The 13,948-nt window shown below is 42.1% G+C and carries 16 protein-coding genes and 1 pseudogene; all 17 read left to right on the top strand.

Annotated features, from left to right (window positions below):
• A partial coding sequence (locus CCC32_RS12365) for a hypothetical protein (protein WP_287074880.1) occupies nt 1-225 on the top strand: 225 nt, incomplete at its 5' end.
• A gap of 167 nt (nt 226-392) precedes the next feature.
• Complete coding sequence (locus CCC32_RS12360) at nt 393-1,307, top strand: hypothetical protein (protein WP_287074878.1); 915 nt, start codon at nt 393-395, stop codon at nt 1,305-1,307.
• Nucleotides 1,308-1,335: 28 nt separating this feature from the next.
• The gene (locus tag CCC32_RS12355; protein ID WP_052484576.1) at nt 1,336-1,776 is read left to right on the top strand and encodes a hypothetical protein; all 441 of its coding nucleotides are present in this window, start codon (nt 1,336-1,338) and stop codon (nt 1,774-1,776) included.
• Between the two features lie 32 nt (nt 1,777-1,808).
• A complete protein-coding gene (locus CCC32_RS12350; RefSeq protein WP_287074876.1) occupies nt 1,809-2,693 on the top strand; it encodes an IS3 family transposase in 885 nt (294 codons plus the stop codon).
• Nucleotides 2,694-3,202: 509 nt separating this feature from the next.
• On the top strand, nt 3,203-4,714 hold the full coding sequence (locus tag CCC32_RS12345) for a DUF2779 domain-containing protein (RefSeq protein WP_287074875.1): 1,512 nt from the start codon (nt 3,203-3,205) through the stop codon (nt 4,712-4,714).
• Nucleotides 4,715-4,757: 43 nt separating this feature from the next.
• Entirely contained in the window at nt 4,758-5,936 is a 1,179-nt protein-coding gene (locus tag CCC32_RS12340) for a PM1201 family protein (protein ID WP_287074873.1), read from the top strand.
• A gap of 139 nt (nt 5,937-6,075) precedes the next feature.
• The gene (locus CCC32_RS12335; protein WP_287074871.1) at nt 6,076-6,903 is read left to right on the top strand and encodes a leucine-rich repeat domain-containing protein; all 828 of its coding nucleotides are present in this window, start codon (nt 6,076-6,078) and stop codon (nt 6,901-6,903) included.
• A 57-nt stretch (nt 6,904-6,960) separates the two neighbouring features.
• Nucleotides 6,961-7,539 (top strand): hypothetical protein, encoded by a 579-nt coding sequence (locus tag CCC32_RS12330; protein WP_287074869.1) that lies wholly within the window; start codon nt 6,961-6,963, stop codon nt 7,537-7,539.
• Between the two features lie 389 nt (nt 7,540-7,928).
• Nucleotides 7,929-8,258 (top strand): sigma factor, encoded by a 330-nt coding sequence (locus CCC32_RS12325; protein ID WP_287074867.1) that lies wholly within the window; start codon nt 7,929-7,931, stop codon nt 8,256-8,258.
• 90 nt (nt 8,259-8,348) lie between these two features.
• A complete protein-coding gene (locus tag CCC32_RS12320) occupies nt 8,349-8,552 on the top strand; it encodes a hypothetical protein (protein WP_042519501.1) in 204 nt (67 codons plus the stop codon).
• A gap of 24 nt (nt 8,553-8,576) precedes the next feature.
• Nucleotides 8,577-8,939, top strand: a complete 363-nt coding sequence (locus tag CCC32_RS12315; protein ID WP_042519500.1) for a hypothetical protein — start codon at nt 8,577-8,579, stop codon at nt 8,937-8,939.
• Nucleotides 8,940-8,958: 19 nt separating this feature from the next.
• Nucleotides 8,959-9,498, top strand: coding sequence for a hypothetical protein (locus tag CCC32_RS12310; protein ID WP_287074864.1), 540 nt, complete (start codon nt 8,959-8,961; stop codon nt 9,496-9,498).
• Nucleotides 9,482-9,940, top strand: coding sequence for a hypothetical protein (locus CCC32_RS12305; protein WP_287074862.1), 459 nt, complete (start codon nt 9,482-9,484; stop codon nt 9,938-9,940). Before CCC32_RS12310 ends, CCC32_RS12305 begins: the two co-directional genes overlap by 17 nt.
• A gap of 255 nt (nt 9,941-10,195) precedes the next feature.
• Nucleotides 10,196-11,320, top strand: coding sequence for a hypothetical protein (locus CCC32_RS12300; protein WP_287074860.1), 1,125 nt, complete (start codon nt 10,196-10,198; stop codon nt 11,318-11,320).
• Between the two features lie 451 nt (nt 11,321-11,771).
• A pseudogene (locus CCC32_RS12295) lies at nt 11,772-12,008 on the top strand (DNA translocase FtsK); the annotation flags it as partial.
• Between the two features lie 546 nt (nt 12,009-12,554).
• Nucleotides 12,555-12,845, top strand: coding sequence for a DUF7724 family protein (locus CCC32_RS12290; RefSeq protein WP_287074858.1), 291 nt, complete (start codon nt 12,555-12,557; stop codon nt 12,843-12,845).
• Nucleotides 12,835-13,074, top strand: coding sequence for a DUF7723 family protein (locus CCC32_RS12285; RefSeq protein ID WP_042519493.1), 240 nt, complete (start codon nt 12,835-12,837; stop codon nt 13,072-13,074). The genes CCC32_RS12290 and CCC32_RS12285 overlap by 11 nt, the downstream gene beginning before the upstream one ends.
• The last annotated feature ends 874 nt before the right edge of the window (nt 13,075-13,948 follow it).

The raw sequence follows: 13,948 nt of genomic DNA, 5'->3' as shown, positions 1-13,948 counted from the left end.
CGCTCTATAGGAGAGGATACACGCATGCTTGCTGCTGATCCCGAAATTAGGGGATGCCTGCTTTGCACAGCCTACGGACGCAAGCCAGATATTTCTGATGTGCTTACCCACGAACGTTTCGTGATGCGACCCGATGAAGATACCCACTATGTGGAGGACATTGCCATGAGCCGCTGTCGCTATCTCTGTAACATTGAGTCGGCCTGCATAGACGAGCAATTGTAGGCTTTTCCGGTTTTTCCGACACTTCATTCCTGTTTGTCCGATAATGACTATAGAGGACAAAGGCATAAAAACATATACCTTTGCACCAGAATAAATAAAATACTACAAAGGAGAAATATCATATAGGACAAGAGATTCTGAAAGAGGTAAAGGCTAAGTTTCCTTCAGTGGCAGCCTTTGCCAGAGAACTGTGCAAGTCGAACTCTGCTACATACGAGATATTCGGAAAGACAAGTCTCGACACCGACTTGCTGCTGAAAGTATCAAAGCTGCTGGACAGAGACTTCTTCCGAGAATTCTCGGAGAAATGTCTGAACGGAGAAGTAGCGGTGGTAGACAAGCAGACGGCAGAAAACAGCATCTCGCTACTCTTGCCAGAAGATAAACTACATACATTATTGCCAAGCCAAACAATGGATGTGGTGGAAGAATATCTTCTGATGCCACGCAAAAAGTCGCTCGTAGTGTTCTACGGTGGTGTACGAAGTCGCAACCTCCCCCGTTTTGTATGCAAAAAGGGCGAGGAGATATATGGCGAAGGCATGGTGAGAAGGATAAGGCTCGACCCCGTAGAACTGATGCGTTTTGAGCTTGGCGTGATGTCGCTCGCCAAAATGCCGCAGAAGGTAGTCGTGATAAAATGTACTATGGCAAGAGACTATAACACCCATGTACTCATTGCCGAAATACTGGCGGAGGAGTCGGGAAAGCACGTCGTGCTGCTATGCCTTGACCCTATTCATATTCCAACGCTGCCAAATGGACGAGTGGTGTTGAAGTCGTTCGCCGTATCTACCTTCAACTCCTGGCACCAACGTGCGCACATATTCATAGCAGATGGTATGGAAAAGCGTTTCGCTTACCTCATCGAACTGTTCCAAGCCATCAAAGGCAAGGGATATATGGACAGAATCTATGATAGCATAGAAGATAACGAGAATTGGGCAGGCACCTTGAAAGATTTGCTAGAAGAGGCAAAGCAGAATCTCACCACATACGAAGACATAGTGTTGGAAGGAAGCAACGATAAGGGCAATCGTCTGGTGGAATATCATCAAGTGACTTACCCTAAAAAAACTTGACACTTTTGGATGCCTAAAACAAAAGTGTATGAGAACAAAAGTAAAACGTGAAAGAGATCGTGTCCTAAATGAAGCGACAGGTCAGTATGAATGGGTATGGGTAGAATCCACTCGCTACATTCATGATGAAGAAGATCGAGTACTTGCTGCACTTGATTTCCTTAAAGGCGAGAATACGCCTGAGGAATTAGTTGAGAAACATCATATTTCCAACATTCAGGTGCTGTTTTCTTGGGTAGGTCGTTATCTTTCTGAAAATCGTTTAGTATCTTTGCAGGAGAACAACGATGACACTATGGCAAACAAAAGTAAAGACGAGCAGATCAGAGAATTGAAAGCAGAGCTCAAGAAAGCAAGAAAAGAGGCAGAACTAGAGAAACTACGTGCCCATGCCTACGACACAATGATTAACCTTGCAGAAGAACGATTCAATATTCCAATAAGAAAAAAATCTGGCACCAAACAGTAAGTCTGCTCCGCGAAGAGTCTTCACCAGCATCGATGAATACCCTTTGCAGGCTGTTTGGTTATAGCAGACAGTCGTTCTACAACCGTGAAGATCCAGACAATGACTTTGTCGATAATGCCTTAGAAACCATGATAGTGGAGAAGGCCAGAGAATACCGTAAGGATAACCCTGGACTTGGTTGTGCCAAACTATACCTCATCGTCAAACGCTTGTTTGAATCCACTGATCGTATGCCTGGACGAGATGCGTTCATAGAATTGCTCCGTGCCAATGGATTGATGGTGCAGTTGAAAAGACGTCGTCACTACAAGACAACTGACTCCAGTCATCATTACCACAAGTATGACAACTTGATAAAGGATGTGGTTCCCATGCGACCTAACGAAATATGGGTCAGTGACATAACGTACATAGAAACAACTGAGGGTGTGTGTTACTTGTCGCTTATCACGGATGCCTATTCTCATAAGATTGTGGGATGGGCAGTAGGACCGACCTTGGAAACCATATACCCATTGGAGGCACTGCGTATGGCACTGGCAACAATTGACGATGAAACAGCATCCCGTCTCATCCATCATTCTGATAGAGGAAGCCAGTACTGTAGTGCTGCATACGTTAAGGAGCTAAAGGCACATAATATAATGATAAGCATGACCCAAAGCGGTGATCCTCTCGAAAATGCCATTGCAGAACGCGCCAATGGCATCATCAAAACAGAATGGCTCTACAAGATGAGCATACCGTCAATAGAGAATTGTAAGGAAGAACTGACTCGTATCATACGTTTCTATAATACAGAACGTCCGCATATGAGCATTGGATACAAGACTCCCGAAACGGTACATACAGAAGTTGGAGAACAAAAAAGGTGTTGGTGCAATCCATGTAACAGACCTGCTGCCACAGGCAGCTGATAGGTTTTTCTTAGCCATACAGCATCTCCTAAAATAATGGGCGCTGCCCCGAAAGACAACGCCCATACCACTATTTCAGTGTGATGCAGAAACCTATTGCTGGCGAGTTGCTCCTCAGCAGAGCTCGCTTCCTCTTCGGCTTCTGACAGCAAAATTACGAAATATTTTTATTTCTTGCACTAATCAAAGGAATAATCATTAACTTTGCAATTGGAATGCGAGAAGGTAGTAAAGCAAATCAGTTTACTGATGAAATCTTGTAAAACAAATCAGTTCAACTAACAGAACTTGTAAAGTAAAACAGAGAACTGAATAAAAGTAGTAAACCTAATTAGTTAATCGCATCCAATTCTGTCAACTAATTTTAGGAATAGTCACCTATACCGCTTTTTTGTCTTTTATATAAAAAAAAACGAGCATTTATTTTGTCTTTTAATCAATATTCTGTAACTTTGAGCGTATTTTTATATTATACGCAAAAAATAACTAAGATAAATATATAAAAGCCTATGGCAAATTTATCAAAGTCAAAATACATCACTTATTGCCAATGTCCCAAGGCATTGTGGCTGAAGCAGTACAAGTCAGAAGAAATGGTTATCGACCCATTGACGCAGGCACGTTTCGACGCAGGTACCGAAGTGGGCGAACTGGCTAAGCGTCTGTTCGGCGATTTCGTGGAGGCAACCACCTACAAGACAGCTGTCGACGGAACACAGCGCCTCGACCTCGGAGCGATGGTTGCAGCCACACAGAAAGCTCTTGCCGAAGGTGCTGAGAATATTGCCGAGGCGGCGTTTATATACGACGGATGCTATTGCGCCGTCGACCTGCTGCACAAGACTCCACATGGCTATGCCATCTACGAGGTGAAAAGCAGCACCGACCTGAAGGAGCTGGAAGTGTATGCACAGGATGTGGCATATCAGAAATATGTGCTCACCAATTGCGGACTGAACATCACTGGCACTTATCTTGTAAACATTGATAACGAATATGTGCTTGACGGCAAACTCGATGTAAAGGGATTCTTCCGCATAAACGACATCAGCGAAGCCGTTGCCGAAGAATATGCCAAAGTCGCAGTCCAAACCAAGGCCGCAAAGAAGGTGCTTGAAGGCGCAGAACCTAAGCAGCATCTGGCTGAACATTGCCGCAAGCCCTACGCATGTGCGTTCTGGAACTATTGCAGCAACAATATCATCCCTTCACCATCAGTATTCGATCTGTACCGCATGTCTTTCAAGAAGGCATTGGAACACATGAACGAAGGCCGTCTGTCGTTGGAAGATATGAGACAGGAGAAGCTTACAGACCTACAGCAGCTGCAGTTGGAATGCACATTAGGCAATACTTCCTATATCAACAAGAAGGCTATCGGTGAGTTTTTGAAGAAGCTCTCCTATCCGCTTTATTTCCTCGACTTCGAGACCGAGCAGACCGTGATACCGAAGTATCAGGGCACGCATCCATACCAGCAGGTCACATTTCAGTATTCGCTTCATTACATAGAGCATGAAGGAGGCGAACTGAAGCATCGTGAGTTTCTCGGCATATCGGGCGAAGACCCTCGCCGTGCCCTTGCCGAGCAACTTTGCAATGACATTCCGCTCAACGTCTGCACTACAGCCTACAACAAGGCTTTCGAGTGTACTCGTCTGAAGGAACTGGCAGAGGCATTCCCCGACCTGGCACCACATCTTCTCAACATCGAATCGCACATCTTAGACCTTCTCGACCCGTTTCGTGCCGGCTATTACTATATGCCTGCCATGAACGGCTCGTTCTCCATCAAGAAGGTGCTCCCGGCATTGTTCCCCGATGATCCGGAGCTCGACTATCACAACCTCAGTGGTGGTGTTCAGAACGGCGGCGAGGCAATGAGCATTTATCCTCAGATACAGTTTATGGAGCCGGAAAAGCAAAAGAAGGCTCGTCGGGCATTGCTCGACTACTGCTGCCTCGACACGCTGGCGATGGTGAAGCTGTGGGAGAAGCTGAGGGAAGTGAGTGAAGAATAATACTTTTATATAAATAATATTAACATTTTAATGATATTGAATTATGGCCAAAAAAGCTAGTCAATTTATCTTTAGAAAGGATTATGAAAAATGGTTGCTTAAACAGGGCGTAAAGTCTGTTGGAGCTTATTGTCCACAAGATAAATATAAATGCAATGGCAAAGACTATTTGTATTTAGATCTTATTGGTGTTTTCGCAATAGAAAATGACCGCTTGTATGTGAATGCACTTTTTGAAGAGTGGAAAGCTGAGATTGATGAGAAAAACAATCTTAAGACTACTCTTAACCGCTTGTCTTATCTTCAGAAATATAGACAGTTCGTTGAAACCATTGTCTATGGTAAAAAAAGATTAAGCAAAGAAGATAATGCGATATTGAATGGAATTCGAAATGCCCTATCTTCTGTACGCATTTCAATTAACAATTCACAAAATCCAAAAGTAGATGGTATGGATTCATTAATAGAGTATATTAAAGAAGAGAAGTTTGTAAAGTTGGCAATAGAATCGTCTTACTTTTTCTCTCCCGACCTTGTGGCAGAAAGATTTGAAGAGATTAAAGAATACATTTGCCAACAAAAGGTGGTAGATCCTGCTTTTAAAGACAAAGAAGTCAAGTATCTTCCTGCACGATACACTTCGAAAGAAGACCCGACAAACGCAGCAGATGGTGTACATGAGTGTGACCAAACAGTAGGTATAGTATATTTCAAGCTTCCAAACGCATCTCAGCGTCTCTGTGTTATCTATCAAGAAGGAGCAAGGGGTAAGAATAAAGAATGTGGTGAAAACACTTGTGGAGGTGGCAATGGCAATACCAGAGTGTGCCAATTGATTAAGGACCGTACAGGGTATGACCTTGGAACAACAACAAACAAAAAGCACTTCAGAAACTTTATCATTTCACACATTTGGGGTCATGCTATTGATCCACGTTACTTTACAAATCTGTGGAATATCGTTATAGTTCCAGCATGGGCTAATCACTTGTTGGACAAAGATGAAAAAGGTACTTTAGCGTCCACATTCAAAGCTACAATACAGAAAATCATTACTGAGCTATATGATTTTAATAATTTTGGCTGGGCGTCTATACAAATGACACCTCCTTCTTACAACAATAAGGAAGTCATTAGCGGTAGATATCAGATAAATATTATTGAACAGAAGTCTGGCAATGCGCCTTTGGGCAAAATTTGGAAAAAGCCAGTCTCTATATAATCATCTTTCCTGATTTTCCGGCATCACATTCCGGTTCTTCCGAATAACTAAACTGGGTGCAAAGGCAAAAAAGCATTACCTTTGCACCCAGTTTTATTCTCTTAAGCAAAATAGAGTTATGACAATATAAGTAAAGAATATGAATACTACAGAAGATATGAATACAGGATTGACAAAAGAAGATCAGGCAATAATCAAGAAAGCCAGACGCAATAAGTGTTCTGGACCAATCTACAGCGAGGATGGACTTCGCTTGTTGAGAGTACTCGGCAATCCGGAGTTCGTTGAAGTGGAAGATGGTGTGAAGGCAATCTGTGACGAGGCATTCCAAGGACTAGACAATCTTCATGATGTGGTGTTGCCAGAATCTGTTGTCGACTTGGGCACAAGAGTTTTCGCAAGCTGCCGCAAACTCTTCAAGGTTACAATGCCTGGAGTAGAATTCATCGGCAAAGAGTGTTTTGCACTTTGTGAAAGTTTGAAGGAGATAATCTTGCCTGAAACGTTGGGCAAGATTTGGGAAGGTGCCTTTGCTGGCTGCAAAGCTTTGGAAGAGATAAATATTCCAAGTCACCTGAAGATTATCGACAAGTCAGCGTTCAGAAACTCAGGGTTGAAGAGTCTCAACATTGAGATAAGTGATGGAGGCAAATGTCTTGTTTATGACAAAGCTTTTGCAAGTTGCAAGCATCTGGAGTCTGTATATCTAAACAAGAATGTGAAGATTGTGGAGCAAATGGCGTTTGCCGACTGCATTTCACTAAAGACGATTGAGTTTGAGCAGCCGTCATTGACATGCTGTGCTGGTGAAATAAACGCAACGATGCTTATCGGCTGCACATCTCTCGAAAAGATTATAGTGCCAAAGAACAAGTACAACAATTATCCGGACTTCAACATCCAAGGCTATGAGTCCGCTCAGTTTGAGACTCGCGACTTCAATAGTCTTGTGACTCCGAAGGAATAACCTATGAGATTACGCCTCGTGTGCGCTACAAAAGAAAGTCACATTTAAAAAAGAATCATGCTTTTGGAGTATTTGACCACAGTATACTATCGCATTGAAGGCAAACCAAATGACCTTCAAGAGATATATGACCAGTATAGGACGCTCCTAAACAAAAAACTGCTTGAAGAGGGTAAAGACAAGTCTGTATCTTACGCAAGTATGGTGTATAGTCTCGGAGTAGATACCAAAGAACAATATCTTCGGGGCAACATTATAAAATGTGAGTTCGTAGATAATTCATTGAGTATTGAAGCCGAGGAAGATTGGGTGACGGCAGACTTCCGACATTCGCTTGAAAGCCACTATGAAGGTATGACCATATACTATATGGTGGAAAGTTATTGCGATGAGACTTATGCAACAAATGATGCAGAGGGGAAATATTTCCCGACACGCGTCAGTGTGGACTTTCATTTGAAAGAGCCGGTTTTGTGTGGTTACGAGCGGTTCAACAGTATGGATGAGGCATTAGCCTATTTCGCACGTGTCTTGAAACGTGACACTCTTACTGTTGATGACATCCACAAGTGGAACTGTGAGCATTGGAAGGACGGCTTCATCTATTTCAATGAGTATAAGGTTGATTTACGATGATGCAGTTGTCGAGATAATAACAGAGGAAGCCGAAACGCTGCAAAGGGAGTAGGCAAAACTTTTTAAAAGACATGAGACATGTTTCTCTTTCTATGTGGTATCTTGATAGTTGTGTTTGGCGGCTACATACTGATAAGTATCATACAACTCGCATTCATGATTATCGGTTGGATTATCCAAGCCATATTCAGTATCTTTGAATAAGATAGGCTGCGGCTCAGCATAACGTTCAAGCAAGCTTGACGTTCTGCATTCACCTTGCACTATCTTTGAATAAGATATGATTGCAACAAAAAGTTGATTTTTTGTTGATTTTCTATGGTCTGATTTTTTTATTTCAGAAAAAAGGGATACTATTCGCGCGACAACATTTTAAAACATAAAGAAATATGGTGAACAAAAACGAAACAACAAACAGTGAAAAGAAGCCTATCATCGACAACGATGAGGCTTTGCGTCTTATCGACCTCATCCAGCAGGGCGACTCCAATGCGGAGAACGAGTTGGCAGAACTCGGTTCTGTCTTTGTCAAGGCTGTGGCAAGGCAGTATGTGGACAAGGGACTCTCTGACGAAGAACTCATTGCAGCCAGTCGTTACGGAATGTTACGTGCCAGCCACAAGTTCGACAAGTCGCGTGGCTTCAAGTTTGCCTCGTATGCCGTATGGTGGATGCGCGAAGCTATTCTGCAAGAGATTCGTAAAAAAGAAAATAACTAAAAACGAAGGATTTCGATAAGCCAGATGAGCAGAACCGAGCTTGCTCGGGTTCTGCCATGGCGAGAAATCGTGTCTTGAAAAGAAAAGAATATGATACATAAAGGTTTGGGAGACATCCGTGCACTTACACTCATCCGAGTGGTTCTTGAACGGACTGAGGACCAAGAGTTGAGAGAACAACTGCAGGAGTATCTTCAAAACAACGAAGAGCTGTGGGACGATGCTCACATGGCAGACTTCTATACATTTGCCACCACTCTTGCAAAAGAGTGGCTGGCAAGTAATCAGTCATAAAGTAACTAAACAATACAACTGGCAATGAAAGAGATTGATGCAGAAATATATTTAAATTGGGATAATAACGGAGCTACTGTCAAATTCTCTGACGAGGAAGCGGATAAGTTGCTGGCATTATGGAAAGAAGCCCAAGATACAATTCTCAAAGACATGGAGGAAGAGGACTATTGGGAGAAGTTCGACCCTTGGTTGCAGGAGAAGGCTCCAGACCTATACGAGAAGATAATGAAAGCCTTCCACGAGGAATTTTGGGAAAGAATGGGTTGCTATTCAAGTAATAGAGACGATTATGATTTTGTCTCTGTTTCTTGTGATATAGACGGAGTGTATCTTGACGACAACAATAAAATCGTCATCAATCAGATTTTTCCTCCATCAGAATAAAGGTCTAAACGAAAAGAACATGAAAATATATCTGAAAGTAAAGAAAGACAATGCCTATTGCGTTGCCAGCCTTTGGAGCAAGCACATTAAAGAGCAAATTCTGGAAACTGTCAAAGAAGTAAGTAAGAATTGGATGTTTGAGCCGAAGTTATATCCTATGTTTTATCAAGAGGATACGCATAGCCACTTTGTTGAAGCAAACAACGAACGTTTCTTCTTCGAATGGTTGATGTACGAGCTTTGCTTTGTGTGGGAACTAAACGATTTCGAAGGATACGAAGACGAGTACTCTGATTTTGCACGCGAAAGAGATGTATTTTTAGATAAAGATAAGGTAGAACCTCCCAAAGAATACGTCTATATCGGTTCGTACATATATGGACAGGAAGAACCGCTTACTCTCCCAGGACTTGTGTTCGACCCCGAATACGCAGAGGATAATGGTGAGGTTTTGGCAGAATGTATGTTTACGAGTGATTTTGAAGATGAAAAACTGAAACGGGCATATATGTCTAATGGAAACTATGAGGAATGGGAAAAGGATGTTCCAGCTTTGTAGCATAGCCTTGTTGGCATTGTCTATATGCTCTTCATGTTTGAATAAGTCTTCCGATACAAGTCTCGATAAGAGCTATGGTAAGTCTGACTCTACCGAGACTTACCATACAATAGTCTCTGACGACAGTCTCGTGACAGCTGTCTGGCATAATACAGGCGAAGGCGGAACCGCACCCGACATTGACTGTGTGGTGAAATTCAAATCAGAAGATGGCAAATTGCACGAGGAGCATAGACCTTTGCTGCAACTTGCCCATCCTAATGATGATTACAGCCACCATGAAGTGCAGAAGATTGTAAGTCTTGACGATGAATACGGCAATCGCTCCTACGTGTTCTTCCTCTCTGCTAAAGTAGGAAGCAACGAGTACGCTCGCGACATTGTGGCTTTCGAGATAGCCGGTGACAGTCTGCGACCATTGTACAACTATACCATAAAATAATTGAAATATGGGCATTAAAACATTCCTCGCATCACTAATGATGCTGATAACCATAGCCGCTATGTGTTCGCCGCTGTACCTTGTTTGGCTCGGATTCACGATGGACGGCTCTGCATTAGTGCGTATAGGCTTGATAGTCGTCGGACTTATCCTGTGCAGACTATTCAAACCAATATCCAACTTGTTTGACAAGGATTTTAAATGGTTCTGACCAATGAGAACTGGAAATATAAACATACATAATAATACAATTCAATGGAGAAATATAATATAGGACAAGAGATCCTGAAGGAAGTAAAGGCAAAGTACCCTTCAGTAACGGCTTTTGCCAAAGACTTGTGCAAGTCCAGCTCTGCCACATACGAGATTTTTGGAAAGACGAGTCTCGACACCGACCTGCTGCTGAAAGTCTCAAAACTGCTGGACAGAGACTTCTTCCGCGAGTTCTCGGAGAAATGTCTGAATGGAGAAGTGGCTGTGGAGGACAAGGATATGACAGAGAAGTGTGTCAACTGTCTGTTGCCGGAAGACGAGCTGCATGTCTTCACATATGATAAGCACGAAATGGTTCTTGAGGAGTACTTCCTGCTTCCACGCAAAAAGCCACTTGTGGCATTTTGCGGATGGAAAGATAGAAACGAGGAGATTAAGCTAACATGCGTAATAGGCGAAAATATCTTTGGTAAGGGAATGGTAAGACCACTTAGATTTAATTCAAAGAATTTAGCCGATTTGGAAGCGCAAATCCCTATGCTGACATCCATACCACAGAAAGCGTTCGTCATTCTATACAGTGGTAGTGGGCTGCAAAACGGATATGACCATGTGATTCTCCTGGCAGAGAAACTGCTTGCTGCTTCAGGAAAGCACGTCGTGTTGATATGTGATAATAGAAATTGGGTAAATGAATACAGTTTAGAATATAGTTCTTACGCTGAACCTGCATTCGACACATGGAAAGAGCGCATCTTTGCATGTGTGTTGGATAATAGCCAGAACGACTTTGTGTACTATCGCGAGCTTTACTATGCGATAAAAGGTTGTGGCTATATAGATGCCATCAGGAATTGTTTAGGTTTTTTTTATCCAGACGGTATAGACGAAGAAAAAGTGAAGCAACTCATAGCAGAAGCCAAGGAAAAACTAAGCACTTTCAAGGATACTATCATCAAGGAAGATGAAGAAAGAGAACGCCATTTGATAAGTTCACTTGTTGTTCGTCCTGAGGATATGGAAAAGTTCAAAAGACACAGGTCAAAAGAAGCCGTCAGCATCTGGATTGATATCTCCAAAGCTACAGGCACCATCCTTAACTGGCAAGGTTCGCTTTCTTCAAGAATTTTGTGTGACGATCCATGGTACTCAGACGCTCCCATGTAACAAGTAGATTTCGCTCACCCTCCCCAATCTGTTTAAATGTAATATTGTATTTGATAAAAAGGATATAACTCACAGCCAATATGCCAAAGAAGATAACATTCAATGACATTCTCCAGAACAAGATAAAAGACTTTGTCGGCACCAAGCGGTGGAGCAATTCACAATTTGCTTCACACTACTCGGACACTTCAGATCGGTGACGGCAGGTGCGTTGTGCTCAACAAAGCTAACGAGTGGAGCCAGCCAATCTGTTTGCGATGATGGTATAGAAAAAGTTACTACACAATTACCGGATGTGCTCTCTCATTACAGCAGGACAGTCAGCAAGGACGACATGAGCATTGCTTTTATGCTATAATTACAAGAATATTCTATAAAAAAAAACAAAACAATGGAGAAAAATCAAATGAAGGATATGCATGTAGAAATGGGTCTTGACTCAGAAAATGTCATAGACAGCAGTTCGCTCGACCCTCTGTTCGAGGAAGCTGCACGCATAATCGTAACAATGCGGTCGGGCTTTGCCTCGTTGATTCAACGGCGCTTGTCTATCGGCTACGACCGTGCGGTCAGACTTATGGACCAGTTGGAAAAGGCCGGAATCGTGGGCGAGGCACAGGGATGTAAGCCGCGAGAAGTGAAGATTCAAGATGAGAACTGCTTGGAGAATCTGCTTGTGGCATTGCGCCGAATAACTAAAATCAGTAACATTATGACTAACGAAGAAGCATACAAAGACATAAAAAAGCATGTTGAATAGCACTAATGTCGGTGACGGCGATTACTTCCATACATTCTGGCAAGAGGACATTCATTGTCGCTTTTCTCATGCTACCATAGCCGCTATGTGTTCACCGCTGTACCTCATTTGGCTCGGATTTACGATGAGCGTCGTGGTGCTAAGTCAAAAACAGAAAGGGCTGGATCCCATGCAAGGAGTCCAGCCCTTTTGCGTTTATGTGTCGGTAGAAGCAGCCGGTTACAGCTGTCTGCCGAATATTAACAGATTGATGCCAAAGATAACGGTTATTACCAAGGCATGGTAACATCATTACAGATACGCGGTAACGATATTTCCTGTGCGTGGTAATGATGTTACCTGTGCGTGGTAATGATGTCGTATTATGATGTATGGATAGTAAAAATCAACGAATACATTTTGTATTGTCTTTAATTTGCATTATCTTTGCTACAGAGTTTTATATTCTAACAAAAAGATTAAGGAGGTGAATTTATGAATACGGCAAAAACTGCAACACAGGCTGTGTTGTCAAACCAAGGCGACATGACTTCATTCAGATATGCCGACTACAACATTCGTTTCCGCACTCCAAGCATATTGAAAAAGTATGTGGACGTAAAATCGTGGGATGACGGCTATATAGTAGTTATGGCAGACTATGAGGGTATGGGCATAACGGAAGAGTATATTGACTTGGTGCCAATACTCAAGAACCTCTATATCAAGCCAGAGACTTTCTTAAAAAACATCCAAACTGTAAAAATCGGAGACTATGAACAATGACGATTTATTAAAGGTGAGTTCCGCAGCAGACATGATAGTTTGCGGCTATGCATTTTCGAAGACAGACGACTTCAACATACGTGTGTTAGACCTTAAAGAACCACATCACGCATTGCTTATGTCTCCAAAAGGTGAGGTATTGGAAACCACAATGGACGATGTGGAATTAAGTATCGTTGAAGGCTATTGGAAGAAGAATCAGAAATACATGGAGGAGTCGTATGCCTAAATATTTTGATTTCAAAGTTTCTGGATACTTTCTTTACTTCACTTCGCATTGCGTCATTGAAGCTATGCACGTACATGCCAGTGACAGGAAACTGACCGAAATAGGTTCCGCGAAGTTTTTTGTAAAAGGCAATGGTGATACCATAGTAAAGGCACGTGGCATACTTACCGATAAAGACATTCGTGTAATACGTGAATTTATATAGGACAATTACAAGGAAATGTATCTTTGTTGGGCAAAGATGAGTCCAAACGGATTTTATGGCAAATAAATTAAAGCATGATACAAAACAATAAATGTTAATCAGATGGATGTTTCAACTTATATTCGACCTAATACAAAAAAACTTTATAGAAGGATATGATTTGCTAAGAACATTTCTTTCAGAAACGAAAAGTCGTTTTGCTTCAGATTCAATAGAAGATATATGTTATGATGGAAAAAACTGCAAATTAAAACTATGTCAGGAATGCGATTTGTCTTGTGACTCTCTTGAAGGAATTTTTATGAGATTCCTATACCGCTTTTTCGGGCTTTTACCACTTGATGATTCTTACGACAAGTCCGTATCTAAGTGTCTGATGCGATGAACAGACTTGTTTTTCTTGAAAGAGTGAGTGAAAATAACTTTCAGAAAAGTTGTAAGTTCCCTCTGTAGTTTGTGTATTTCCACCTGATAAGTTCGGGAAAATGTCATGTCTGGCACAAATCGTTAGTTATTGGTGCGGATATGAGGATTGAAAGAGACATCCAGCATTTTTGAATATGATATGAAAATAGCGATATGGGATAATCTTTGCGGATTCCCTATATCGCTATTTGTTATGGCTCATTCATTGATAGGTTTTCATGTTCGGACTATGTGGCTGCCGTC

Origin of the sequence: Prevotella sp. LMAG:51 (assembly GCF_008680225.1) — a bacterium.
Lineage (GTDB): Bacteria > Bacteroidota > Bacteroidia > Bacteroidales > Bacteroidaceae > Prevotella > Prevotella pectinovora.
This window is presented reverse-complemented; position numbering and strand designations above follow the sequence as displayed.

Bases quoted from the DNA above. Each gene is read 5' to 3' on its own strand.
- CCC32_RS12355 (WP_052484576.1), top strand. From the start codon at position 1,336: ATGAGAACAAAAGTAAAACGTGAAAGAGATCGTGTCCTAAATGAAGCG.
- CCC32_RS12350 (WP_287074876.1), top strand. From the start codon at position 1,809: ATGAATACCCTTTGCAGGCTGTTTGGTTATAGCAGACAGTCGTTCTAC.
- CCC32_RS12345 (WP_287074875.1), top strand. From the start codon at position 3,203: ATGGCAAATTTATCAAAGTCAAAATACATCACTTATTGCCAATGTCCC.
- CCC32_RS12340 (WP_287074873.1), top strand. From the start codon at position 4,758: ATGGCCAAAAAAGCTAGTCAATTTATCTTTAGAAAGGATTATGAAAAA.
- CCC32_RS12335 (WP_287074871.1), top strand. From the start codon at position 6,076: ATGAATACTACAGAAGATATGAATACAGGATTGACAAAAGAAGATCAG.
- CCC32_RS12330 (WP_287074869.1), top strand. From the start codon at position 6,961: ATGCTTTTGGAGTATTTGACCACAGTATACTATCGCATTGAAGGCAAA.
- CCC32_RS12325 (WP_287074867.1), top strand. From the start codon at position 7,929: ATGGTGAACAAAAACGAAACAACAAACAGTGAAAAGAAGCCTATCATC.
- CCC32_RS12320 (WP_042519501.1), top strand. From the start codon at position 8,349: ATGATACATAAAGGTTTGGGAGACATCCGTGCACTTACACTCATCCGA.
- CCC32_RS12315 (WP_042519500.1), top strand. From the start codon at position 8,577: ATGAAAGAGATTGATGCAGAAATATATTTAAATTGGGATAATAACGGA.
- CCC32_RS12310 (WP_287074864.1), top strand. From the start codon at position 8,959: ATGAAAATATATCTGAAAGTAAAGAAAGACAATGCCTATTGCGTTGCC.
- CCC32_RS12305 (WP_287074862.1), top strand. From the start codon at position 9,482: ATGTTCCAGCTTTGTAGCATAGCCTTGTTGGCATTGTCTATATGCTCT.
- CCC32_RS12300 (WP_287074860.1), top strand. From the start codon at position 10,196: ATGGAGAAATATAATATAGGACAAGAGATCCTGAAGGAAGTAAAGGCA.
- CCC32_RS12290 (WP_287074858.1), top strand. From the start codon at position 12,555: ATGAATACGGCAAAAACTGCAACACAGGCTGTGTTGTCAAACCAAGGC.
- CCC32_RS12285 (WP_042519493.1), top strand. From the start codon at position 12,835: ATGAACAATGACGATTTATTAAAGGTGAGTTCCGCAGCAGACATGATA.